This is a genomic window from Paenibacillus sp. JT31N7 (assembly GCF_059692095.1).
In genome coordinates this window covers 691,879-716,736 of record NZ_JCAUAT010000001.1, presented here as the reverse complement: position 1 = coordinate 716,736, position 24,858 = coordinate 691,879, and the positions used below count along the sequence as shown (strand labels likewise).

The window sequence follows — 24,858 nt, the reverse complement described above, 5'->3', positions numbered from 1 at the left end:
TATAGACGGAAAAACCGCTCTTGCTAGAAGAGCGGCCGGGATAAAACTATGCGATGGAGAGGGGGCAGATTTATGAAGAAGAGCTAGATTAGGGGGGGAGACTAAACAGGTGTGCCTTCCGGCCAGATCTTTTACTTGCCGGTCTTGACAAGCCATTCGGCTAATTCTTCGGTCTGGGAAAGGACGGCAAGCGGGTCATAGTACCAGGACCGTTCTTCCGGCCACACGTACAGTCTCCCGTTCTTGACGGCAGGCAGTGTGCTCCAAACCGGATCGGTGCGGAAGTCCTCGGCGGTTTTGTTGTTAGCGGTCACGATGATATAATCTCCCGCATAACGTCCCAGCATTTCGGCCGAGATTTCGGCCCATTGCTTCTTCATGAGTTCATCGGAGATTCCGGCAGGGGGCTTTCGGCCCAGAGCCTGGTAAACCGGCTGACCTCCGCGTCCGAAATTATCCCCGTAAACCCATAAGCTTTTATCGGAACTCTCTATAATGGAAAAAGAAGCTTCCGCTGGCAGGACGGCATCGACTTTGGACTTGGCCGCGGCGATGCGCCGGTCGTAATCCGCGAGCCACGTCTTTGCTTCGGCTTCTTTGCCGAGCAGGCTGCCGAAGTATTCCAGCTCCTCGCGCGCATTTTTCAGCGTGCCGTACGGTACAACCAGGGTCGGTGCGATTTTGCTGAGCTGTTCGTAAGTCTCCGCGTTTCCGGTAATGATCAGATCGGGTTCCAGGCCGGCTATGCGCTCGACGGAAGGTTTTCCGTAAGTTCCGGTATCGGCAACTCCATTCAACGCTTTTTTGAAGTAATAATTGTTGAGAGTTAATCCCGGGGCCCCGACGGGGATGGTATTAAGGGCGATCAAGCTGCCCAGGTATTCCTCTGCGACGATCCGCTGCGGACGGACGGGAATTTGAATCTCTCCTTTGACTGTAGAAATCATTTTTTCTTTCTTTGTATCGTTTCGGTTTCCGTTCATATCCGAAGCTTGTACGTTCGGTGTGCCGGCCGCGGTATTTCCGGAAACGGAATCCTGACGTCCGCCGCAGCCCGCTAGAATAAAGGCCACGAGCAGCAGTAAGGCAGACGCTGTTGCTGCCTGCAAACGGTATCCGGTAAATGGCTGATGAGAAAACATGATAAGTCCTCCTAAATAAAAATGATAATCATTCTCATTAAATTTACAGCGGAAAGACTTCCAAAACGATACACGTACATGATATAAGATCATGTAAATTTGTGATCCGGTGTCAATACGCCTGTTAATACGCGAAGCTGCTCCAGCGAGGAGAGCGGATCGAAACCGAAGAACAGCTCCGGTTGATCCAGCAGGTAAACCCTCCGCTGTCGGACGGCATCGAGCTCCAGCCATTCCGGCGACCGGAACAGCCGCGCCAGACGCTGCCGTCCTTGGGGATCGCAGGGCAGCGCGGTAATAAAAATATGATCGGCTGCATATTGGACGATGGCTTCCATGGAGGTCTCCACGTACCCGCGCCAGGATAAGCCCTGCTCCAGCATCCGGTCAGGCGGACGAAAGCCGATGTCGTCGTACAAAATCTGGCAGCTTCTGCCGAAGCTGCTGCCGAAGCCATAAGCTTTGTCCGGGCCGATTTCCCAGACGGCCGCCGTTCCCCGGCTTCCAAGCAGGCGGTCCAGCCGCCGGTTAATCGGAACCAGCCGCTTGTCGTAAAGCGCCAGCCAGTCTTCTGCCTCCCGGCGCTTGTTTACGATGTCGGCGATCATCCGGAACTGTTCCCGCCAGCTCATCGTTTTGAAAGGCAGGTCCAGCACCGGGGCAAGCGGAAGAAGAGAACTATTTTCCTCTTCCGTATCGTAGCTGATAATGACGTCCGGACGGGCTGCGGCAACCGCTTCATAAAAACTGGAGGAAGTACGGCCGTAAGGGTTGAATTTCTGTCCCTCCGGTATTTCGGAACCACCCGCGATTTTCTCCGTCCAGCCTGTGTACACGCCGAGCTCGGGAGTAATCCCCAGTGCGTTCAGAATGGCCGTATGGTTTGGATTAAGCGCGGCGATCCGTTTGGGCCGCCCCCGGTAAACGGTAGGAGAGACACCTACCGTTTCTTTAAACTTACGGCTTAAATACGCCCCTTCTTTGTACCCGATCTCTTGGGCGAGCGTATTCAAGTCCGGCGAACCGATCAAAATCCGCTTCTGGGCGCCACGTATCCGCAGCAGCGTCAAATATTCGTTGAAGGTTCGTCCGGTATACTTGCGGAAGGTTCGGGAAAAATGCTCCGGGCTTACATTCGCTCTTCCGGCCAGCTGATCCCGCGTCAAGTCCTCGTCAAAGTGCGCTTGCATGAAACAAACGCTTTGCTTAAGCCACGGAGAGCCGAGCCTCTTCCTTGAAGCCAGCTCTTCGTGCAGCCCGTCCAGCAGTTCGATAAACAGCTGCTGTACCCGGAAAGGGCCGCCAAGCCGGGGCTCGACCCATAGTTTTTGCAGTTCGCCGGCCTGTCTCAGGAGCTTGTCCGGGCAGCCTGGCAGTGGTACGGGATCGTTTAACACGCCGGTTTCCGCGACTGCCGTGCCCAGGCAGCGGTACTCGATAAGCACGCCTTTCAGCAAGTCTCGGGATGTTGCTTCCAGCTTCTGAAAATCGTCGTAAAGGTATACGCTTCCCCTGGAAACCTCGTACGCCTCCTCATGAATGCGCAGCACGCCGCTTCCGCCCAGAACGATGAGAATACGGGAACAAGCCGTGCATTCGTTGCCGACAAGATTTATAGTCCGCCCGTCTACTTCGGTGATACGAAAAGGGATATAAAAGAGATGAACGGCCGAAACCGGCTCTGTATGTAGATTGGAGATATCGGACATGGTGATAGTTTTCTCTCCTTTAGTGATAATCATTATCAATTATAGTACCAGTATAGCAAAAGATGGACGATCAGAGCATACGTAACCATTTTTCTGAAAAGCTCCTGACCGGAACTAACGTGAAAAGTGGACACCCGGACCGGACGGTTACGCACTCCATGCTGCCGCTTGCAAAAACGAAAACGATAAGCTATAGGGCATTTGATTAGATTGTCTAACTAAAAGAAACGACGGTGGACATGAACGGTAATTTCGACGTAAGGCACTAGCTCCCACTAACCACCAGGCAAGACGAGTCGTTACGGTTGCGGAAACGCTGCTGAGAGGGCGGGAAGCACGGTAACGACCCGGGGCAGGTCCGGACGTGGCAGTACAGTCTGTGTCTGCCTTTCTATAGGGCTTCTCCGGAGTGCCCGACCCTGTTCCGTTTACGCGGAAATAGGATTTTTTTAAGCAATGCGGCCGACGGGAAAATGATTTCTTGATAGCGAAGCTCTCCATCCGGGGGGCGTTTGTTCTGCATCCGAGCTTGATCTCATTCCGGCACCATTACCGGGGAGATTTAGACGCTTATGCGCCGGTAAGGGCGACTCGGAGCGCCTTCATAAAACCTTTAAAATTCGATGGCACGCTTGCCGTTGACATTAAAAATTAAAGCGCTTATTGTTCTAGTTGGGTTATGGCCGATTTACTGCCACGCTAATTCGCCGGGAATCTTTATTTCCGGTGATCACAAGGATATCATCCGAATTCCCTTCATGAATTAGAGTTATAGCGCTTTAATTTAATTGGAGGCAATACGGGTGTAATGCGTAAGGGAGGTGGCCGGAAGCGGGATAAGAAAGGCTGGCAGCGACGTTTACCGAATAACGGAACGCAATTTAGAGAGGAGAAGGATCTATGAAGAAAAGATTGCTGGGATTAAGCACTTGCGCTTGTCTGTTAGGCACTTTGATAGCAGGACCGGTGACGGCTTCCGCTCAGGAAACCGTACCGGCTTCATCCATCCAGACCGAACCACTTTATGAGGAAAGTTCCAATGTTTCGATTGCCGCATCCGCGTTGAAGCCGTTTCCTCAGCATGTTTCCTACACCTCCGGCACGATTAAGCCGAACCATTTTACACAAGATCAGATGGACCAGCAGGTAAAGAAAAAATATGACGAATGGAAATCCAGATACCTCGTCAAGCATCCGAAAATTTCGAACCAGTATTATGTTTTTTATAACCGGGAAAATATCGTGGACGATCCGAAAAATGTGGTATCCTGCTCGGAAGGACACGGCTACGGGATGCTCATTACCGCTTATATGGCGGGGCACGACGCCGGTGCGCAAACTTATTTCGACGGCCTGTACCGGTTCTATAAAGCTCATCCGAGTTCGGCCGATCCCGCTTTGATGGCTTGGCAGCAGGCCAAGGACTCATCGGGCAACATCGTGGACAGTTCGGGTTCCTACTCCGCGACGGACGGGGATCTGGACATCGCTTTTGCCCTGCTTCTCGCGGATAAACAGTGGGGCAGCTCGGGAGCGGTCAACTACAAGAGTGAAGCCGTCAAGATGATCAATGCGATCCTGAAGCGGGACGTACACGCCAAACATTTTCATCTTAAGCTGGGCGACTGGGCTTCCGACAGCGATTCGAAGTACGGACCGGGCACGCGTCCGTCGGATTTCATGCTCCATCATCTCAAAGCGTTCAAGGACGCGACAGGTAATGCGAATTGGGACAAAGTAAGTGATACGACCTACAAGATCATCAACTCCGTTTATAAAAAACACTCGCCGAAAACGGGGCTGCTTCCGGATTTCGTCGTCCGCAAATCGGACGGAACATACGCACCGGCTCCGGACGAATACCTGGAAGAGCCGACGGATGACGAATATAGCTGGAACTCCTCCCGTACACCGTGGAGAATAGCCACGGATTATCTCATCAGCGGCGATACACGCGCTTTGGAGCAGCTCCGCCAGATGAACGGCTGGATTCAGTCCGCAACGGGCGGCAAACCCGCCAAAATCGGTTCGGGCTACGATCTGAAGGGCAATGTGAAAAACGCCGATCACGCGATCGCGTTCACGGCGCCGTTTGCGGTAAGCGCGATGGTAGACTCGTCCAATCAACAGTGGCTGAACAAACTGTGGAGCGACATCGTCGATTCGCCTACCTCGGACAGCTATTATTTCGATAACAGCATCCGGCTGCTGAGTATGATAGTCGTTTCCGGCAACTGGTGGACACCCGGCCAATAACAAGCAACGAATGAAAAGCGCCTGCCGTATGCAGGCCCTTTTCTTGTGGACAATAGAGAGGGATGTGGGAGCGGAATGTGTGGAAGCGCCATGCGATTGAGTAAGAAGTTTTATCACGTTTTAACGGTATTGGCGGTATTTGCCGTCCTGTTTTCAAGTACGGTGGGCAGCCTGTTTGCCGCTGCTGCGCCGCAGCAGACGGCAGCGCCTGCCGAACAAATTGCGGAGCAGCGGGGATCGGGGGATATGCAGCCCGACCAGGGAGTTTTAACCGCCACATACGGAGTCGGCAAAGATCGTGCGACCCTGGTTCAATGGAATTTCAAGAACGCCGGTACGGGTGACAACGGAATTTACCGTTCGTCGGACGGAGTTTACGGCACCGCGTCCACGTTCCGCAATTCCGGAGGCGTATTCGAGTACGTGGAAGACGACACGCTGAGCTATCAGGGATGGGATGAAGGAAACGGGGTCAAGTACTGGCTGGCGTCCGTCCCGACCAAAGGATTCCGCAGCATCACCTTGTCGTCCCAGCAGAACTCTTCCGGATCGGGACCGCGGAATTTTAAAGTCGAGATCAGTCCGGACAAGCGGACATGGACCCCCGTGGCCGATCTGGTGATGGCCAAATCGTCGTACAACTGCAGCGGAGATTCCTGCAAATTGAACGATTTGCCGCTTCCTTCCGAAGCGGATAACCAGCCTCTGCTATATATCCGCTGGATCGTCAGCTCCGACGAAAAAACGTCCGGCGGGCAGGGTATCGGCGGATCGGGTTCGAGCCGGATCCGGGCCGTCGAAGTGAAAGGAGAGCGCATCGCCGGCTCGGATATTACGGTGCCCACGGTGGCAGTAGCGGAATTTCCCGGAGACAAGTCGGAAGAAATTGCGGCGGACCGGGAAGTGTCCGTGAAATTCAATAAAAAAATCGCTCTGGAAAACGGAAAGCAGGCAACCGTAGCGGACGAGAACGGAAACGTGTCTGAAACGTTCCTTCAAGTATCCGGCGATACGTTAGTAATCAAGCATACCCCTTTTGCGTATGAAAAGACCTATACGGTCCTGGTTCCGAAAGGCCTTGTAAAAGGGGCCGAGGACGGATATCCGCTGGCCGAAGATGTCACCTGGAGCTTCAGGACCCAAACCTCGCCCAAAACGCCGAAGCTGCTGAACATGACGTTTAACGGGGACCCGAAAACGTCGATGGGCTTTGCCTGGTATACGCCCCAAGACATTCCGGGAACCATCGTGCAAGTCATCGAAGCTTCCGAAATGAAAGACGGCGTGTTCCCGGAAGCGAAAGCTTCCGCATACTCCGGCAGCTCGGAAGTCATTGAAACTTATTTCGTCAAAAGCGACCGGGATACCGGCAATAAAACGAAATTCGCCAGCCATAAAGTAACGGCCGACAAGCTTAAGCCCGGCACGGTATACAAGTGCCGGGCGGGCAACGGCGACCCGGACGGCTGGAGTCCAATCGGATCGTTTACGACGGATGGAGCGACCGACGAAGATTTCCGCTTTATTGTGGGATCGGATTCTCAAGGCTCCAGCAAGTCTTCCTTCGAATTATGGCAGGATACTTTCCGCAAAGCGGTGGACAAAGCCGGCCAGCCGAAGTTTTTTATGGTAACGGGGGACCTCGTGGACAACGGGGATCTGGAGCAGCAGTGGCAGTGGCTGCTGGATACGGCCAAGAACGAGCTGGCTCACACGCCTTACGTACCGATCCTCGGCGGGCATGAGGTTCACGACTACGAGGGTGACGAGAATACCGAAAACAACAACTTTTATTATCATTTTAATCTGCCCAAGCAGATCGTCCCGGGTACCCATGAAGGCTCGATCTATTCGTTCGAATACGGTGACGCCCTGTTTATCCAGTTCAACACCCAGTTCGAAGGGGGACTGGATTCCAACGGCCAGGTGGAGTGGGTGGACCCGGAATTCACCGCTCAATTGGAGTGGATGAAGAACGTTGTGGCCCGGACCGACAAGAAATGGAAATTCGTTTCGTTACACAAAGGGCCCTATTCGGCCGGTGACAATGCCGGGGAATGGGAAGGCGAACGGATCGCCTTTTACAAGAAACACTTAATTCCGGCATTGGATCAAATGGGCATTGATGTCGTATTCGAAGCCCACGATCACATGTATATGAGATCTTATCAGATGCTGAACGATGTTCCTATAAAAGACATCAAGGAAGATGGGGCAGGGAATGCCCTCAATCCACCGGGAACGGTTTATCTGATGACGAATACGGTCGGAAGCAAATTTTACGAGAAATACAAGGGATACGACGATTATTTCGCCAAGATCAACGAGCAGCCTTTCAAAAAGATGTTCACCGATGTTTCGGTGTCCAAAGACGTGATGAAATTCACGTCGTACACGGCAGCCAAGGGAGAAGACGTCAAGCCGTATGACCAGTACGGCATTAAACGGACCGACGAGAAACCGGCGAAGGTCGAAAATGCCGCCGTACAAAACGGAAGCGGCGGGGCGGTTCTGTCATGGAACGCTCCGAAGAACTCCAAAGAGCCGGTGAAAGGGTACCGGATTTACGAGAAGGACGATAAAATCCGTCCCTTCTGGAGCGAATATGTGCCGGCCGAAACGAATTCCGGCACCTACAAGCTAGAGCTGGGCAAGCTTGATCCGCAGCAAAGCTATACCTTCTTCATTAAAGCTGCCGGAGTACGGACTAATTCCGATGCGGTGCAGATCGACTTCCGGAAAGATAACGGTTCGTCCGGCGGCGGCTCTTCCGGAGGAGACGGCGGCTCATCCCTGCCGCCGGTGACTACGGTTCCGCCCGTCCCGGGCACCAAGCCGCCTGTGGATCCGGACGGCAAGCCAAAACCGGAGCCGGAGCCGAAGCCTGAACCTGCGAGAAAAACGTTCGCGGACGTGGACAGCCGCTTCGCATGGGCCAAAGACGCGATAGAACTTCTCGCCGGCAAAGCCGTCATACAAGGCGTCACCGCCGACACGTTCGAACCGGCGCGCCCGGTTACGAGAGGCGAATTCGTGACGCTGCTCGTGCGGGCGCTCGGCTTAAAGGCCGACACGGCGGGCCGCTTCGGGGATGTGTTACCCGACGCGTATTATTACGACGCGGTCGGAATAGCGAAAGCGCTCGGCATCGCGGAAGGCACCGGTCCGGATACTTTCGATCCCGGCGCGCTCATCACGAGACAAGACATGATGGCGCTCATCTTCCGTGCGCTGAATGCGGCCGGTTACGGCATTCAGCCAGGCAGAGCCGAGGATCTGGCGAGTTTCGCGGATGCCTCCGAACTTGCTCCCTACGCGGTGGAGAGCGCAGCCGCCCTCGTTCGGGAAAGACTCGTCGAAGGCAGCGGAACGGGCATTGTGCCCTACGGCCTGACGACAAGAGCGGAAGCGGCAGTGATCCTCTACCGGGTTACGAGATTAAAATAATGGGTCTGGCCATCTGTCCGCAGCGAGCGGACGGGTGGCCTTTTTTGTCCGCCCGATGCAAAAAAATGTAAATTAGTTTCTGGTAACGACGATACCGGTTATGCTGCGATTTCATCTAGAACGGAGTAGGTACGGAGAAGACCAGATACTGATTATCGAAGCCGTGGGCCACCTCATGCATACGCAGCACACCGCTTCCGCCCAGAACGATGAGAATACGGAAATAATCCGTGCGTTCGCTGCCGGCAAAAGTTGCGGACCGGCCGTTTACTTCAGCGCTACGTAAAGGCATATAAAAGAGAGGAGCGGACGGAACCGGCTCTGTATGGGGACTGGAGATATCGGGCATCGTAATCATTTTTCTCCCCACGTTAAAAGCGGACAGGGGAGACAGGTCACGCAATCTACGCTGCCGCTTGCAAAAACGAACCCGGTACGCTATAGTATATTTAATTAGATTATCTAACTAACAAGAGCGATAAGGTTATCTTTGAACAATCGAACGAAGAAACGGCGAACAGCAGAGAAGGGGAGTGCTAACCGTGAACAGAAAGCCCGCCAAAGAATACACGACCGGACAACAGCTGCCGAAGCTCGGAACGAAACCTTACCGGGATTTATTGGAACAGACCGCCGATTCCGGTACGGACCGGGAATCCGCTTTTACCGGCCTCCTTATGCTTTGGCTGGGGGACAGTGTTCTCGATGTGATGGATATTCATTTATCCGAATACGACATCACGGAGAGCAAGATGGATATTCTGCTGCTGATCTCCCTTCATCAAGACAAGGAGCTCGTGACTCCTTCCTCGATAGCGGACCGGCTCGGAATACGCCGCTCGTCGGTTACGTCATTATTGAACTGGCTCCATGAGAGAAACCTGATCATCCGCGAGCCGTACAGCAAAGACGGGCGGATGACACATATCCGGCTCAGTTCCGAAGGAAGCGGATTAGTAAAGAAGGTGCTGCCGGTTTTCTGGACCACCTGCGCATCTCTTGTCGAGGAATTGGACAGAGAGGAGCGGGCGCTTTTCGATAAGGTGCTGATGAAGCTGAACACAGAAATAGAAAAACGGCTCGGTACCGGCAGATAATTTTTTTGGTCATGTAGTTAGATAATCTAATTACTTTTTTTAAATTTTTAGTACATGAGGTGAAGTATGAATAGTCCGACTCAACTTACGGATGCTTCTGTCGTGCGCAGAAACTATTCCCTTATGACCGTGATTTTGTGCTGGTCCGGTCTTGCGGTCATGTCCAGTCTGTATGTGACGATTCCCCTGATTTCGGTTTTTGCCCGGTTGTATGACATTACGCCGACAGAGGCGGCCGCTGCGGGAAGCACGTTTTCGATCGGCTTTGCACTCGGGTGCCTGATTTATGGAGCTTTGTCCGATAAATACGGACGTAAAAAGGTTATTTTTACCGGTCTCCTTGTGCTGGCATTTATTTCGCTGCTGTTAGGGACGGTTCATACGTTTGAGTGGATCGTGGTTCTAAGAGGATTTCAGGGAGCGGCGGCGGCCACTTTTTCCCCGGTAGCTCTTGCCTATGCCGTGGAAATGTATCCGGCGGAAAAACGCGTGACGACGATCGGTTTTATCAGCACGGGATTTTTGACAGCCGGTATTGCCGGGCAGGTGGTCAGCAGTCTCATCAGCGAACAGGTTGGATGGAATGCGGTTTTCTATGTGCTTGCCGGCGTTTACGCGCTGACTGCGGTTCTGGTTTATGTTTTTCTTCCGAAAGGAGGCATCCGGCAAGCTCACGCGAATATCTGGGAGCCGATCAGACAGATCGGGCAAGTTTTTGTCCGCAAACAGCTTGTGCTCAGTTATGTGGTCGCTTTCGTTTTGCTGATGTCTTTCGTAAGCATGTATACGGTTCTAGGCAGTTACTTAAGCAGCGCTTCCTTCAGTCTGGATAAACAAGGTATTTTGGTTGTGCGGTCCATCGGAATCGCGGCCATGCTTCTGTCGCCGTTTGCCGGACGTGTCTCGAAACGCTTCGGCCTACTCCCGACACTGCGGGGGTTCCTGGCGCTGGCGGCAGCCGGATTAGCTGCGATGGGACTCATCTCCAATCTGCCGGTTCTCGTGGCGGTAAGTCTCGTATTCGTGGCGGGCATCGCGCTGGCGGTTCCTTCGCTCGTGTCGCTCGTGGGTCAGTTGGGCGGTGATCTGCGCGGAATAGCGGTGTCCGTCTATACGTTTATTTTGTTTGCGGGAACGAGCTTCGGTCCGGTAATATCACTCTCTTTGATGAAAAGCGTCAGCTATCCCGTTACGTTCCTTCTGCTCGCTTCGATTTTGTGCATAGGCTTGGCGTCAGCTTGTCTGATTAACCTGGAAGAGACAACGGAGGTCAAAAAAATGAGGTAAGCGGAATGGTTCAGTTTATGACGGAAGGTTTTTACAGGAATAAAGCTGCCATCTGTCCGCCCGGAGCGGACGGGCGGCTTTTTTTTATCCGCCCGGTGCAAATAAATGTAAATTAGTTTCTGGTAACGGCGGCACCGGTTGTGCTACGATTTCATCTAGGAACGGAGTGAAGGTATGGAGAAGACCAGACTACTGATTATCGAAGATGAAGCAGCCATTGCGGATTTGCTTGCGTACGGGCTGAACCGGGAAGGATTCGAAACTTTCACGGCCCATTCGGCAGCGGAGGGATTGCTCAAGATCGGCCAGGTGCGGCCGGATCTGCTTCTGCTCGACTGGATGCTGCCGGATCTGAGCGGACTGGAGGTGTGCAGGCAGGTGACGGCCTCCCATAAAATCCCGATTATTATGATCACAGCCAAATCGGATATTACCGACAAGATTCAAGGGCTTGAATACGGGGCTGACGACTATATCACGAAACCGTTCGATTTGCGCGAGGTAGCCGTCCGCATCCGGACGGTGCTGAGAAGAGTCAGTCAGGCGAACGTACCGGCGGGTTCCGTGATCCGGTTCAGGGACATCGAAATCGTCGAGCATGAAAGAATCGTCACGTTCGGCGGCGAGGCTGTCGATCTGACTCCCAAAGAGTTCGATCTTCTTCTCACACTGTACAAATACAGGGGGAAGATATTTACCCGGACGGAACTGCTGGATTTCGTGTGGGGCTACGATTATACGGGAGATACGAGAACGGTCGATATTCATATTCAGCGGCTGCGCAAAAAGCTGGGAGCGGGCGATCTGATCGTGACCGTATTCGGGGTGGGATACAAATTTGAAAAACAGGCGGATTAGGGTGTTAAGTGTGTTATCGACCATCAGAGCCAAATTTCTGATCGGCCTGTTCGTGATCTTCTCCGTTTCTTTTCTGCTGCTTCATCATTTTGTCGTCCGGATCATTGAAACCAGCAATGAGAAAATCATTACCCAAGACTTGATTGAGCTCAAAAACAACAGCAGCATTTACGTCAAACAGGCGTTTCTGATAAACCATTTCAACACGGATGACATGTACTTTCAGCAGATGGGGGAGGAAATGGTCCGGGATCTGAACCATGTCACCTCCAGCGATATAAGCGCTTATTCGGTGGAAGGAGAGCTGATTTTCGCTTCGGATGAAGCGAGGTTTTCGGCAGCGAACCCGGAGGATCTTCAGCATGCGCTGGACGGAAAAACAGCCTACCGGATTCACTATATGGACGAGAAGGCGGAAGTGTTTTATGCCTATCCGGTTATCGTCGAGGGCAAAAAAGTAGGCATTCTGCGCTTCGGCAAAGATTTTTCTTTATTGTACGAACAAAGAAAACACATTCTGGATGTTTTCTCCTCCGTAACGACTGCTATTTTTGTAGCGGCGTTTGTTTTTTCCTATCTGCTGTCCAGAAACATTACGATTCCCCTGATTAAGCTTACTAGAGCTTCTTCGGAAGTGACGAACGGCAACTTGAATATCAAGATCGGCTTCCGCAGAAAAGACGAGATCGGACAGCTTGCGCACAACTTCGGCAATATGATCGTGCAGATCAAGAAACAAATCCAGCGGATCAAAAAGGACCGTGACCGGCTGGAAGAACTCAACCGCCACCGGAAGCAATTTTTCGATAATGTCACGCATGAATTGAAAACGCCCCTTACTTCGATCATCGGGTACGCCGAGCTCATCCGGGAAGTAGGCAGCCGGGACGAAGCTTTTTTTGCCAAAGGAATGAATCATATCGTAAACGAAAGCAGGCGTCTGCACGAAATGGTGCTTCAACTGCTTACCTTATCCCGGGAAAACGGCGGGCAGGACGCGATGGAAACGATCGAAGCGGGACAAATTTTGCACGACGTATGCGACGGCATGCTGCTGAAAGCCCAGCGGTACAACAAATCCGTTCATTGTGAGGCCGGTGAAAATCTGATTCTGACAGCGGATCCGGATAAAATCAGGCAGGTTTATATCAATATTATCGACAACGCGATTAAATACGGCCGGTCCCCGTCGGAAGTTCATGTCAAAGCCGAGAGGCTGCCGGGGTGCGTTCTGATCACGGTGAAGAATGAAGGGGATACGATCCCGCCGGATGCTTTGTCTAAAATTTTCGAACCGTTTTACAGGGTAAACGGACAGGCCGAACGGGAAGCCGGCAGCTGCGGTCTGGGCCTGAGCATCAGCAAAGCGATTGTGGAAGGAATGGGCGGTACGATACGGATGAACAGCGCCGAACAAGTAACGACGGTCGTCATCGAACTGCCTTACGAAGCTTCGGGGGAGGGGGAAGCGCGATGAATAAACGGCTCATGCTGAACGTGCCGTTTCTTCTGGTGGTCTTAACTCTGCTGGCCGGCTGCGTGAATTCGCCGAAGGCGAAAACCATCGTGATCGGAAATACGGTAGAAGACGCGCAAACGGAAGAGAACAGCACCGATTATTTTGAAACGAACAAAATTTATAAGCTTTCCTTGCCCGGAAACAAGGCCGTGGATTTATGGGGATGGATGTCTTCCCGTCTGCTGCTCGGTTCCTACAAGAATCAGGGGACGGAGCATGATATCCAAACGGTGGATTACCGGAATCTATCCGCCGTAGGCTTAACCCGGCTTGAGGGGAATACGGCGGCCGGTAAAGTTTCTCCCGACGGGAAGTTTATGGCCTATACGGGGCAGTCCGGTACAGGGGAGACTTTGTTTGTACTCGATGTAAGCACGGCGCAAAGCTTTGACCTTGCGATACCGGATAGAGGGAAAGGGATTACAAGCCCCATGACTTGGTCCGGCAACAGCCGGTACTTGTCTTTTACGGTAAAAAGCAGAGAGTACGGGACCGAGTCGGTCGTCGTATACGACATGAAAAACCGGGATTCGCAGGAAATTCCTCTGCCGAGATGGCAGGAAAACAGCGAGGCGCCCGCTCCACGGTCGTTGAAGCGCTATACCAAATATAATGTGATTTCGGTTAAATTTGCGGATGACGGAAACACAGCCCTGATGGGGCGGGTAGGGGAGGAAGGTTCGTATGTTACTCTCGGAGCCGTAACGGAGGACAAGTGGGCCCGGAAGTTCGAACATTCGGCCAGCGAGAGGCAGTTCGATTATGTGAACGACAGTCAAATTATTTTCCTTGACGCCAAAAATACGCTGACGCTTTACGACCTGCGCGATGAGAATACCGTCTCCCTGTCTGCCGGGATCAGCACTTTCCGCCTGTCCGGCGACAAGAAATATATCGCCTACACGAAAGACGAAGAGTCTCTCTACGTCGCAAAGCTGCAGGGGAATAACATGATCAAGGAGAAATTGGTTTATAAGGGTCTTGTGTTGTCTCAAATGGACTGGAGTCCCGATAACAAAAAGATTTTGATAACGGGCTGGAAATCATACGGTTTGGGGCCCTCCGCCGCCAGCGTGGAACAAACCCCGCTTGTGATCGAATTCAAATAAACTCAGTAAGAGTGTCCAATTAAATCTAAGGTTAGAAATCGATACTTCAACAAAACACCGGGTTGTCGTCGATATGAAACAAAGTGCTATCGTCCATACATATTTACTGCATGCCAGCAACCTTTATCAGATGGTGCCATGATGATGAAATAGTTGGATTTACACACTGAATAAAGCAGCTTGTCCCTCATCTATGGGAAGGCTGATTTTTTACAGGAAATGTATTCATGTGCTATTATTAGGGAGATTGCTATTTTTCACGTAGAGCATAAAAAATATACAAAGTATTATTGGTTGATATAATGTTTATATAAGTAAAATTTGGGTAAATATCCAAATATAAAACGGCCGAGTTGCTTTTTATAAACAAAGAACATTATTGCCGGACCAAGCTGTAGATTTTATTGATTTGGGAACAAGTAAAACATATGACCTCAAAACTTACTATATGAATGAAGGTACTCTCTTTTACATCAAAGCAACGGGTGATAACAATGATGAAGTTGCAGGAAATGTTTGGAACTATTAAACCTTGACTTTGCTTGAGAGAATTAAAGAGTTAGGACATTTCCTAACTCTTTATTCTTGCATCCTTCAATAAATAGGAGACAATTATAGATGCTTAAAGAATTTAAGCAATTAATGAGACAACCTCAATATCTCTTGTTATTTATTTTTGCGGAATTGGCCTCCATCCTATTGCCGATGAAATACTTGGAAGGACTAAGGGACTTTCCTTCCCTTATATTTTTTGTAATGGGCTTTAATCTGTTATTTCTTTTATACGGGGCTGAGCAGGCGAGGTCAGATCATAACAACCACATTCCGGAATTGATTGCTTCACTACCCAAAGGAAAACGGTATTATCTTCAAAAGATTCTCTATTGGTTTGTCTTCGCTTTAATTTGGTATGTTATCTTTGTGGTTTGTGCATTGTTATATGTAATATATGGGATTCATGATGATGCTACTTTATTTCAGTTCCGAATCACATTGGTCTATACTTTTTTTAACTGGCTGGTTCCCTTTTTCATTTCACTTGTACTCGGTTACTCCATTTATATGTTATGGCCTTCCCTTGCCGCATATCTCGTATTAATCAGCATTTGGATATTATTGGGACCCTATAATTCGTTCGTGGGATTTATACCGCCTTCGTGGCTGCCTCTTCTGACTGTGGGTGACACGAACCTTTCAATAACTCAAAGTTATTATCAATCCGAACATATGATTCTGAATGACGGAGCTTTCTGGCAGAGAACGCTAGCTGTGCTCGTATGCTTCTTCGTTTTCTTCGTTTCCATACCGTTGTTAAGAAAAGGAAGAAAAGCCCGCATTCTTATGATTGTCTACCTTCTTGTTTGTACTTGTCTTGCAGGCTTTGCACCCTCACAAAAAATAACGGATGTTACACGCGAGTACAAGTTTAACGATGCTGTTCCGGATTACGCCGACTTTACTATTTCTTCTTATGACATGCAAATCAACCATGGTCGTGAGGATCATTTGTTTTCTTACGTCGCAGACTTGAATGTAAGCACAAAGTCCGATCAAATTCCGCTAGCCCTATGGGACTTCATGGATGTTCAAAGTTTAAGCTGGAACGGTGCTTCGGTTCCCTTTTCCAGAGATCGAAATCTGTTGTTTGTCCAGCTTCCATCCGGACATACGGAGACGGGTATATTATCCTTTCATATCCGTTCGGAGAAGTACGGAGACATGAACCCGACCTCCTTCGAATTATTATCAACTCTCCCCTGGTATCCTATGGATCCCAAAGAAGCTAAGGATCCGTTGTATCATGCAATTAAGGAAAAATTTTCTGTGAAAGTGAATGTAAAGGATTTTCGAGGACTAGTAACTAATTTATCGAAAAATGAGAATCAAACACTTACAGGAGTCGCTTATGGTCCTACACTGCTATACGGACCTTACACACAGGAAACCGATCTTACAATCCCAAAATTTATTACTTTAAAGGAAGCGCAAGCAGCAGTCAGTCGAGTAGCCGAAATTATAAATTCTGGTCATCAGCCATCGGATAAAGTTGTTTCATTGCCCCAACATGGTTCTATCGTAACTTCTAGATCTATATTTAGCGCAAATCCTGATGAATATTTTCTTACACTTACAAAGAGTAAGATAGATTCCAATATATTCCGTGTTTTCTTCCCGGATAAAGAAAAGTGAGAGGTTGTTCTATATGGAGGGATTACTGCTATGCTGCAAATCAAGGGGTTAAAAAAATCTTTTGGCAAACGTGAAGTTTTGCAGGAAATCAATGTTGCCATCGGAACCGGTGTAACAGGTGTCCTCGGACCAAATGGTGCAGGAAAAACTACACTTTTTCGGATTTTGGCAACCATTTATGAGCCGTCTCAAGGAGAAATCAAACTAGATGAATGGACTTGGAAACATGACCTAGAAAAAATAAGGGAGCTATGTGGATATTTGCCTCAGCATGTGGGATTATTTCCATCCATTACCGTGTATGAATATCTGGAATACGTAGGTCAATTACGAAAACTAACTGACTCCAAAAAACGTCGCCAAAGAATTGATCAAGTGCTGCAAGAGGTTAATTTGGAGAACAAACGTGATGATAAGATAAAAAAATTATCCGGCGGCATGAAGCAACGCTTGGGCATTGCCCAAGCCATTCTACATGAGCCGAGGTTATTGCTGATCGATGAACCGACTGCGGGACTCGATCCCGAGGAGCGTCTTAGATTTCGAAGCCTGCTGCGCCAACAAGCACAACACAGAGTGATTATGTTATCCACTCATATCACTGAGGACGTGGCTATGACCTGTGATCGTGTGTGCATGATGAAGAATGGGCATCTGGATTTTTACAATTCTTTAGCAAATGTAACCCAAATGGCCGAAAACAAAGTGTGGAGTATGGAGCTTTCACCGGACGAATTTATGAAAATCAGGGATAGCGATGAGTGCCGGATTGTTGCCACATCGGAAACGGGAGGCAGACTATCGGTGCGTGTACTGGCAAACCAACGGCCCGTTGAACACGCTAAACCCACCGATCCTTCGCTGGAGGAGGGGTATATGATTTGGTTAAGCGAGAATTAAGCATGCTGTTCTTTATCTTTCGAACTCAAACCATATTGATTTGTTTGCCATTTCTTGTATACACATTCGCTTGCTTGGGGAATTACTACGGCTATTTCAACGGGCTAGAATTCATGGTATTTGTCGGGTTTTGGATTCATGTATTTCCGGCTGTAGCCGTCACGTATCAGATCGGCTCTCTCCGGCAGCAGGAGTTATTCATTTCTCTTCCTCTTTCATCCGTCCGATACGGGCTGATATATCCTTGCTTCTTATCGGTACTATATGGATTCTTTTATGAAACAGCTCTTTTAATCTGTATCAATTCAAACAACGGATTCGCGAAGACGGCTGACATGGCAGTAAATTCATTTCCTTCGTTCCTATTGGTTTTTTTCTTGACGGTAACCCTGGTCTCCTTATTTAAAAATTCGGCTATAGGATTATGTCTGACCTTATTTTACGTGTTTTTCGGTTTATTCACAGGCGGTGCCGGTCAGGGTCCCTTTTATCTCATGCAATGGTACAGACCCAAAATCAATACAGATGCTAACGATTTTGTGATTGTACAATATGCAGCCGTCCTTGTTTTATGCGCGCTTCATATTCTTTTTATTAAATATCGCCATCGCTTTTATTTGTTAAAAATCACGTAAAAAAAGATATCCATTAACTTATATTGCCGTTAGCGTCTCTTCACTTGGTTATGAAGATAACATTCTTTTGCTCAGGATCCATGAAGATCGTAATGTAGTTATGGCCGCGTTTGGCTGATGTTTCATTCGTGCTAATCTTTGTGACATAGGACAGATCTTGCGCTGCGATAGCGTTATCCACGTAGTGATGGAGAATACACCACAGCCGTGTATCATGTTCGTTTACTAACTGGCTGATGGCATTCATCGGCATATCCTTGGCCAAGTTAATGATGAGCGCATCAAAGTAAAGCGTAAAGTAGTGCTTCGGCTTATCTATGGCCCAAGGAACGTTCACGCGCATCATCCGTTTGCAATTTCCGCAATCCTTTCGTGGAAGCTCAGCATGGATATAACATGGATACTCAAAGAAGTTAAGGTGCCTCCAAGTACGATTGCGATCGGCAATATCCTTGACCGGCTGGTTGGTTGCTCAGCAACCGAGCAGGCAAAGAGAGCGCCTTTACGGAATTTTACATACACGTCCAACAATGTACCATGGTTCCGGAATGTGAACCAACCCGAACGAACTGCCGCTAACCTACATTAACATAGGACGAATTAAGAGGATGCTGCTAATTGCGGCGTCCTCTTTTTTATTTCCAAGGGGAGGTAATGCATGATAAAAAAAGTTTCGATTCGAATCAATCAAAGCCTGTTATATGGAGGATTAGCTATCGTAAACCTTTATGGACAGGATACTTGCATTGATTTTGATATGCTGAAAAGCCCCAATATTCACATTCTTATTGGAGGTCGCGGAACTCGTGTCTTAGAATCCGACTACATTCGATTTGAAAACGAGCTGCGCTATCTAATTCAAATGCATGGCGGCTTTGAACAAATTGGAACATTATCACGGCTGCAAAGCACCAATTATCAAAAAAGTTAAATGGATTTCCGATAAAATAAGAAACTTTGAATTCCAATATTCAAGAACTTCAATTTTCCTTTTTAGCTGTTGTATGTTTAACTCTTTCATGGACAAAAACAACCCCCTGTCTCCGCCAAGGCGGTCTGCAGGGATTTTTTTTCGTTCAGGCGCGGATTTCCAAAATGGAAACATTTTGTTTACAAGTTAGAGAGCTTTCTTTTACAAGCAGGGTTTATAACTAGAGATAACACCTATTAGGGTTGGCGGTACAAATCATGTGAATTTATGGAGGAAGCTGGAATGAAAACGATGCTGCGGCTGATCACGACCCTGCTGCTTCTTGCGATGTCCGCTGCCTGCGTAGGAGGGGAGCCGAAGCAACCCCGCAATTCCGGCGGCAGGTTAAGCGTAAATGACAAAAGCGGCAAAAAGACCGTGGTCGTTTCGATGCTTTTTCTCGAAGACGTGTTTAAGGAGGCAAAGAAAAAATTCGAGGAAAAGCATCCGGGTGTCGAGATTCAGCTCAAGTACGTGCAAACGAAAGACAACTGGAAAGAAGGCGATCTGGAGAAGTTCGTCAAATCGACGAACACGGAGATTCTTTCCGGTAAAGGCCCTGACGTACTCGTTATGGACCCGCTGCCTATAGGGAAATATGTGAGCGGAAATGGACTCGCTAATCTGAGCGGGCTCATGGCTCAAGACCCTTCCTTCCATAAGGATCTGTACTTCGGCAACATTTTGGGCAATCTCCAAATAAACGGAGTTCTTTACGGGATGCCGATGCGCTTCATGCAGGAAATCATGGTCGGGAATGAGAGGACAATCCAGAAGGCCGGAGTCCGCATAGACGATACCACATGGACCTGGAATGATTTTGCCGAGATTGCGAAGGCATTGAAAAAAAGCGGTTCGCCGGCCGCCTATACCGCCAGCCCGCAAAACATGCTGACAGCGAGGGTCAGAGCCGATTATTCGGCTTTTGTGGATGAACCTCACAGGAAGACGAATTTCGGTGAAGCTGCTTTTATCAAGCTGCTGAACGAGACCAAGGCATTATTCGACGGAAATGTCATTACGGACAAGGCGGCAGATGCCTCCTTCAGAAGTACGTATATTCAAAATCCCGAGGAATTTTTCAGTTTTCCCCGGGCCTTTTATAAGCAGCCCAAGCTTTACCGGAGTCCGCTTGCGGACGGGCAGAAGCCGGGCGGGTTCTTTACGGGTTTTCAGACTCTGGGCATAAACGAGAAATCCGCTGTGAAAACGGAAGCCTGGGAGTTTATCAAGTTTATGCTGTCCGAAGAGATGCAGGATTACAAAGGTTTAGACGGATTTCCCCTGAACAAGGCCATTTACGAAAAACAGCTCGGCCAAGTCCTGAAATCCGGCAAAGTCACGATCGAAGCCGGCCCCGATGAAGGCGTGACCGTGGACGTTAAACCGGCGGATGCCGAGTACCAGAGACGGCTGATTTCAGAGCTGAGCAATCCGGTTCCTGCGAATAACTCTATAGTCGAGAATATGCTGCTCACGGAAACCAAAGCGTTTTTCACCGGACAGAAATCGGCGGAAGAAGCGGCCAAGCTGATCCAGATTCGTGTGAACACGTATCTGAATGAATAACCGGCCAAACGGACTGCCGGTCTGGCGGGCGGGAACCCGGACGGTGGCTAAGAAAAGGATCGGCGCGATTTAACGGTCCGATTCCGTATTTTAATGATTCATTCTAGCTTCTGATGATAGCCCCTAAAGGACGGATGAGCCTATAATGGCGCTAAGATGCAGGTTGTAAACGGGTCCGTCAGGATACTTTAACATGCGGAAAAGGGGATTCGTAAGGTGTATACAATCTTACTGGTGGACGATGAATCAACGACGATTAAATTGATGCGTTATATGCTGGAGAGCTCCAAATTTCCGGTTCAGCGTATTCTCGAGGCTTCCGACGGGAAAGAAGCGCTCGGGATGATGCGCGAGTATGGGGCCGATCTTGTTATCACCGACACAAGCATGCCTTATATGACGGGCTTGGAGCTGTGCCGACAGCTTTCCAGGGAGTTCAGATACACGCCGAGCATTATCGTGTCCGAGCACGATAAATTCGATTACGTGAGGGAAGCGCTGCTCTGCGGAGTGAAAGATTACCTCTTGAAGCCGCTTAGCAAAGACCGTTTCCTGTGTTCCGTACGCAGGACGCTGGAGGAGCTTCCGGAAACGGTTCATTCCATCGGCGAGACATCGGACAGATGGAGAGGGCTTGCGGATTCCTGGGTTGAAGCAGTGCTTCAGGACAACCGCTCCGCTCAGGAGAAGGCCGGCCACAAATGGCTGGCTTCGCTGCATGCGGTGCCTCCTTATCTGTGCGTAAAGTGGCATAGTGCCTTTCACCGCATCCTTTTGCAGAGCGCCGGAGCCAAGCTGGAGAGAGAGGTCGAATGCTCCCTGCAGCCTTATCACGGTCAAACCGGCGCCGAGTTGACGAATTGGATCACGGCCGATTTTAAAGCCCTGCAGCATGCCGTGAAGCTGGCGGCTTATACGGATAACCAGCGCATGATCTATAACGCGCAGAAGTATATCCAGCAGCACTTCAACAAGGAAATCACGCTGGAAGAACTGGCTTCGTCCGTGGGGTATTCCGCGCCTTATTTCAGCTATCTGTTCAAGCTCAAAACAGGCATCTCCTATATGGCCTACCGCACCCAACTGCGGTTGAAACGGGCTCAAGAGCTGCTGCTCAAAAGCGATAAGCCGATGCCCCAGATCGCCAGCGAGGTCGGTTACAACGATGTAACGAGCCTGATCCGCGCTTTTAAAAAAGAGCTGGGCTATACGCCTTCGGATTACCGGAAAAACGGCTTTGTTTAAGCAGCGGAAGCGGGAGAAGTCCGGAATTCAAACTTTTATAGTTCATAACCGCCTTTAAATTAAAACGCTTAAACATTTGGGAGAGGGTCTTGGAAAAAATTCATTCAGAGGAGATGACCGAACCGGGAGACTGTTCAATGAGGGGCTGTCGGCTCTCTTCAACCGGTTGAACGGGCCGTAAGAAGCAGAACTTTTGCAACGCGCGCGAATCCCAAGCGCGTGTTGCAACGCTGCTCGGTGATTGGTCGAGCCCCATAGGAATTGCAATATTCGGAGCAATGAGCTATATTGGACATGTGATTAGATTATCTAACTAAAAAAGAGCGGGATGAAAGGAGGCGAAGAAAATTGTGCTTTTATAGTTAGATAATCTAATTAAATATAGTTGAAAGTACGTGATCTTCATGAAAGAAAGGCAGCAGACAACAGACCGGCCGGACCGGTCACACTCCATAATGACCGTACGTAGCATGCTCAAAGAGATGTTTGTACACACAAAGACCCAGTGGGGCCTGCTTTTGACCGGGGCGCTGGCCGTCCTGTTCATTTCGTTCTGTGAATTTATCATTCCGCAGCTGACAAAAACCGTTATCGACGACATTATCCCAGGCAGAAAGGTAGACGCCCTGCTGGAAACGGGGGGGCTGATTGTTCTGACGGCTCTCGTGCTCGGACTCCTTCATTTTACTTCAAGTTACGTGATGACCGTTGTCAGCCAGAAGGCCATTCTGGGGCTGCGCAATAAACTATACACCCATACGTTAAGGCTGGATGTGAAGTTTTTTGACCGCAGCAGGACAGGGGATCTTATGGCGAGATTGACTGGAGACGTTAACCAGCTTCAGGAGCTGGTTTCAGCCGAAAGCCTATCCATTCTTGCCGATTTTGTCACTTTCGTCGCGATATGCGGCTATCTGTTTTATGTGGATTGGCAGCTGGCGCTTTTGACGGTTGCGACCCTGCCTTTTTTATTTATATCGTCCCGTTTTTTCAGCTTGCGGATTAAAAGCGCTTATAGACGGGTGCGTCAAATCTCCGCCGAGCTGAACAACTTCCTACAGGATACCCTGTCCGGTATCCGCATGATCAAATCTTTCGCAAGCGAAGAAAACGAAGAAAAGCAGTTCGTGAAGCTGAGCGACCGGAACCGGATCGCGGCGGTTTCGGCATCGCGGCTTTCGGCGCTCTTTTCACCGCTGACCGATTGGCTCAATTACATAGGGATGACGCTCGTTCTTCTGTTCGGCGCCTGGCAGACGATGCAGGGAAACCTGACTGTGGGGGAGGTCGTCACGTATCTCGCTTACCTGCGCCTGCTGCAGGCGCCTATCCGTTCCTTCAGCAGAATGGTTACGAAAATCCAGCAATCGGCAGCGGCCTTCGAACGAATCCGGGATATTCTGGATACGGTTCCGGACGTCCGCGATCAGGAAGGCGCGATTGTGCTGCCGCCCGTTAAGGGCGAAATCGTTTTCTACGACGTTGATTTCGCTTATGACGAAGGGCAGCCTGTGCTCGAGAGTTTCTTTTTGAAGCTTCTCGGGAACGAGACGACGGCTCTAGTCGGTTCGTCGGGCTCCGGTAAGTCTACCATTGCGGACCTGATCGCCCGTATGTACGACGTGCAGCGGGGAGATATATACATCGACGGCTATCCGCTGAAGGCGGTCACACAGCAGTCTCTGCGAAGCCAGCTGGGAATCGTTTCGCAGGAAGTCATTCTGCTGAACGGCACGATCCGCGAAAATATCGCGTACGGACAGCCTGCCGCATCGGGCGAACAAATCGAAGCGGCCGCGAGAGCCGCGAACGCGCACGAGTTTATAACCGCTTTGCCGCAAGGCTACGACACTCCGATAGGGGAAAGAGGCGTCAAACTGTCCGGCGGACAGAAACAGCGGCTGTCTATCGCCAGAGCCTTCCTGAAAGATCCCCGCTTGATCATCCTTGATGAAGCGACGGCCGCCCTGGATACGGAATCCGAGCAAAAAATCCAGCAGGCCCTGTCACGCCTTCTTCCCGGCCGCACTTGTCTGGTCATTGCCCACCGGCTATCCACGATTCAGAATGCCGATCAGATTGTCGTTCTGGAACATGGAGAAATTGTGGAATATGGAAAGCATGATGTACTTCTTCGCCGAAACGGAAGGTATAAAGAACTGTACAAGATGCAGTTCCCTTGAATGTACCGGCGGAGCCGCAGGATTCACACTTACAGGACCGCGATAACCGCGGTCTTTTTATTTTAATGATAGGGAGTGAGGAATGGCTTAAGACGAAAGATGGCGAGAGCTCAGACTGACGCAAGTTTATACGAAGAAAAGTGTCCGTCCGGCCTTAAAATCAACAAAAACCCCCACGCAATGATCATTACGTGAGGGAGATGAAGTGAACCGGTTTAGACTTTAGCCGCCCATAGTTCAATTTCAATTTTTAGTTCGGGTAATCCTAATTCGGAAATATAACCGATCGTCATGGCCGGATAATTGCGGCCGAATAATTCCGCCCATTTTTCATATAGAAAATCCCAGTCGATTTTTTGGGTAGCCCATATGTTGACTTTAATAATATGTTCGGATGTTAGTTCCTCGGAGTGCAGGACGGTTTGGATATTATCGAACGTATTCCGGATTTGTTCATTCATGCTATCGGGAATCTGTCCGTTTATATCCGTTCCAATCTGACCGGAAGTAACATACAGCTCTGAATTTCTAGGAATTTTAGTAATGTGAGTGTAGTTGCCTACGGGGCTATACACGCCTGCCGGATTTTTTCTGATGATTTTGGAGTTTTCCATATTAAATGACCTCGCATTCTATAAATGACCTGCCGTTTTCACTACTCACTTTTGGACAGACTTCACCCATAAAAGTGAATACTAGAAAAAAACAGCGGTAGAGTATCCGTAACCGGCGGACAGAAACC

Annotated in this window: 17 protein-coding genes and 1 pseudogene; 13 read left to right on the top strand and 5 right to left on the bottom strand. The window is 49.7% G+C overall.

The window, feature by feature from the left end; translation table 11 throughout:
• Nucleotides 1–131: 131 nt before the first annotated feature.
• Together AC58P5_RS03040 and AC58P5_RS03035 are read right to left on the bottom strand one after the other, a co-directional pair.
• On the bottom strand, nt 132–1,142 hold the full coding sequence (locus tag AC58P5_RS03040) for an ABC transporter substrate-binding protein (RefSeq protein ID WP_497384491.1): 1,011 nt from the start codon (nt 1,140–1,142) through the stop codon (nt 132–134).
• Between the two features lie 89 nt (nt 1,143–1,231).
• A complete protein-coding gene (locus AC58P5_RS03035) occupies nt 1,232–2,851 on the bottom strand; it encodes an ABC transporter substrate-binding protein (RefSeq protein WP_497384489.1) in 1,620 nt (539 codons plus the stop codon).
• Nucleotides 2,852–3,751: 900 nt separating this feature from the next.
• Here AC58P5_RS03035 and AC58P5_RS03030 point away from each other — a divergent pair.
• Both AC58P5_RS03030 and AC58P5_RS03025 read left to right on the top strand, forming a co-directional pair.
• Nucleotides 3,752–5,107: a family 8 glycosyl hydrolase gene (locus AC58P5_RS03030; protein ID WP_497384488.1), complete on the top strand. Its 1,356-nt coding sequence runs from the start codon at nt 3,752–3,754 to the stop codon at nt 5,105–5,107.
• A 96-nt stretch (nt 5,108–5,203) separates the two neighbouring features.
• On the top strand, nt 5,204–8,554 hold the full coding sequence (locus AC58P5_RS03025) for an S-layer homology domain-containing protein (RefSeq protein ID WP_497384487.1): 3,351 nt from the start codon (nt 5,204–5,206) through the stop codon (nt 8,552–8,554).
• A 115-nt stretch (nt 8,555–8,669) separates the two neighbouring features.
• Here the strand turns inward: AC58P5_RS03025 and AC58P5_RS03020 are convergent, their stop codons facing one another.
• Nucleotides 8,670–8,912, bottom strand: a complete 243-nt coding sequence (locus AC58P5_RS03020) for a hypothetical protein (protein WP_497384486.1) — start codon at nt 8,910–8,912, stop codon at nt 8,670–8,672.
• Between the two features lie 184 nt (nt 8,913–9,096).
• Between AC58P5_RS03020 and AC58P5_RS03015 the strand changes: the two genes are divergently transcribed.
• The 7 genes from AC58P5_RS03015 to AC58P5_RS02985 all read left to right on the top strand — a co-directional run bounded on the left by AC58P5_RS03015 (nt 9,097) and on the right by AC58P5_RS02985 (nt 17,514).
• Nucleotides 9,097–9,651 (top strand): MarR family winged helix-turn-helix transcriptional regulator, encoded by a 555-nt coding sequence (locus tag AC58P5_RS03015; protein ID WP_497384485.1) that lies wholly within the window; start codon nt 9,097–9,099, stop codon nt 9,649–9,651.
• A 66-nt stretch (nt 9,652–9,717) separates the two neighbouring features.
• Nucleotides 9,718–10,938 carry an MFS transporter gene (locus tag AC58P5_RS03010; protein ID WP_497384484.1) on the top strand — a complete coding sequence of 407 codons (1,221 nt, stop codon included), beginning with the start codon at nt 9,718–9,720 and terminating at the stop codon, nt 10,936–10,938.
• Nucleotides 10,939–11,112: 174 nt separating this feature from the next.
• Entirely contained in the window at nt 11,113–11,796 is a 684-nt protein-coding gene (locus tag AC58P5_RS03005) for a response regulator transcription factor (RefSeq protein WP_497384483.1), read from the top strand.
• A 10-nt stretch (nt 11,797–11,806) separates the two neighbouring features.
• Nucleotides 11,807–13,273, top strand: a complete 1,467-nt coding sequence (locus tag AC58P5_RS03000; RefSeq protein WP_497386018.1) for an ATP-binding protein — start codon at nt 11,807–11,809, stop codon at nt 13,271–13,273.
• The gene (locus AC58P5_RS02995) at nt 13,270–14,424 is read left to right on the top strand and encodes a TolB family protein (RefSeq protein ID WP_497384482.1); all 1,155 of its coding nucleotides are present in this window, start codon (nt 13,270–13,272) and stop codon (nt 14,422–14,424) included. The genes AC58P5_RS03000 and AC58P5_RS02995 overlap by 4 nt, the downstream gene beginning before the upstream one ends.
• Nucleotides 14,425–15,042: 618 nt before the next feature.
• Nucleotides 15,043–16,614 (top strand): hypothetical protein, encoded by a 1,572-nt coding sequence (locus AC58P5_RS02990; protein WP_497384481.1) that lies wholly within the window; start codon nt 15,043–15,045, stop codon nt 16,612–16,614.
• A gap of 30 nt (nt 16,615–16,644) precedes the next feature.
• On the top strand, nt 16,645–17,514 hold the full coding sequence (locus AC58P5_RS02985) for an ABC transporter ATP-binding protein (protein ID WP_497384480.1): 870 nt from the start codon (nt 16,645–16,647) through the stop codon (nt 17,512–17,514).
• A gap of 678 nt (nt 17,515–18,192) precedes the next feature.
• Here the strand turns inward: AC58P5_RS02985 and AC58P5_RS02980 are convergent.
• A pseudogene (locus AC58P5_RS02980) lies at nt 18,193–18,708 on the bottom strand (helix-turn-helix domain-containing protein); the annotation flags it as partial.
• Between the two features lie 99 nt (nt 18,709–18,807).
• Here AC58P5_RS02980 and AC58P5_RS02975 point away from each other — a divergent pair.
• From AC58P5_RS02975 to AC58P5_RS02960, 4 genes are all read left to right on the top strand, one after another.
• Nucleotides 18,808–19,080, top strand: coding sequence for a hypothetical protein (locus AC58P5_RS02975; protein ID WP_497384479.1), 273 nt, complete (start codon nt 18,808–18,810; stop codon nt 19,078–19,080).
• A gap of 282 nt (nt 19,081–19,362) precedes the next feature.
• Nucleotides 19,363–20,688 carry an ABC transporter substrate-binding protein gene (locus AC58P5_RS02970; RefSeq protein WP_497384477.1) on the top strand — a complete coding sequence of 442 codons (1,326 nt, stop codon included), beginning with the start codon at nt 19,363–19,365 and terminating at the stop codon, nt 20,686–20,688.
• Nucleotides 20,689–20,904: 216 nt separating this feature from the next.
• The gene (locus AC58P5_RS02965; protein ID WP_497384476.1) at nt 20,905–21,933 is read left to right on the top strand and encodes a response regulator transcription factor; all 1,029 of its coding nucleotides are present in this window, start codon (nt 20,905–20,907) and stop codon (nt 21,931–21,933) included.
• A 482-nt stretch (nt 21,934–22,415) separates the two neighbouring features.
• Nucleotides 22,416–24,116 (top strand): ABC transporter ATP-binding protein, encoded by a 1,701-nt coding sequence (locus tag AC58P5_RS02960; RefSeq protein ID WP_497384474.1) that lies wholly within the window; start codon nt 22,416–22,418, stop codon nt 24,114–24,116.
• Nucleotides 24,117–24,331: 215 nt separating this feature from the next.
• Here the strand turns inward: AC58P5_RS02960 and AC58P5_RS02955 are convergent, their stop codons facing one another.
• Nucleotides 24,332–24,730 (bottom strand): RidA family protein, encoded by a 399-nt coding sequence (locus tag AC58P5_RS02955; RefSeq protein ID WP_497384473.1) that lies wholly within the window; start codon nt 24,728–24,730, stop codon nt 24,332–24,334.
• Between the last annotated feature and the right edge of the window lie 128 nt (nt 24,731–24,858).

Excerpts from the sequence above, each read along its gene's own strand:
- AC58P5_RS03040 (WP_497384491.1), bottom strand. The coding sequence starts at position 1,142 with ATGTTTTCTCATCAGCCATTTACCGGATACCGTTTGCAGGCAGCAACA.
- AC58P5_RS03035 (WP_497384489.1), bottom strand. The coding sequence starts at position 2,851 with ATGTCCGATATCTCCAATCTACATACAGAGCCGGTTTCGGCCGTTCAT.
- AC58P5_RS03030 (WP_497384488.1), top strand. The coding sequence starts at position 3,752 with ATGAAGAAAAGATTGCTGGGATTAAGCACTTGCGCTTGTCTGTTAGGC.
- AC58P5_RS03020 (WP_497384486.1), bottom strand. The coding sequence starts at position 8,912 with ATGATTACGATGCCCGATATCTCCAGTCCCCATACAGAGCCGGTTCCG.
- AC58P5_RS03010 (WP_497384484.1), top strand. The coding sequence starts at position 9,718 with ATGAATAGTCCGACTCAACTTACGGATGCTTCTGTCGTGCGCAGAAAC.
- AC58P5_RS03005 (WP_497384483.1), top strand. The coding sequence starts at position 11,113 with ATGGAGAAGACCAGACTACTGATTATCGAAGATGAAGCAGCCATTGCG.
- AC58P5_RS02995 (WP_497384482.1), top strand. The coding sequence starts at position 13,270 with ATGAATAAACGGCTCATGCTGAACGTGCCGTTTCTTCTGGTGGTCTTA.
- AC58P5_RS02990 (WP_497384481.1), top strand. The coding sequence starts at position 15,043 with ATGCTTAAAGAATTTAAGCAATTAATGAGACAACCTCAATATCTCTTG.
- AC58P5_RS02985 (WP_497384480.1), top strand. The coding sequence starts at position 16,645 with ATGCTGCAAATCAAGGGGTTAAAAAAATCTTTTGGCAAACGTGAAGTT.
- AC58P5_RS02975 (WP_497384479.1), top strand. The coding sequence starts at position 18,808 with ATGATAAAAAAAGTTTCGATTCGAATCAATCAAAGCCTGTTATATGGA.
- AC58P5_RS02970 (WP_497384477.1), top strand. The coding sequence starts at position 19,363 with ATGAAAACGATGCTGCGGCTGATCACGACCCTGCTGCTTCTTGCGATG.
- AC58P5_RS02960 (WP_497384474.1), top strand. The coding sequence starts at position 22,416 with ATGTTTGTACACACAAAGACCCAGTGGGGCCTGCTTTTGACCGGGGCG.
- AC58P5_RS02955 (WP_497384473.1), bottom strand. The coding sequence starts at position 24,730 with ATGGAAAACTCCAAAATCATCAGAAAAAATCCGGCAGGCGTGTATAGC.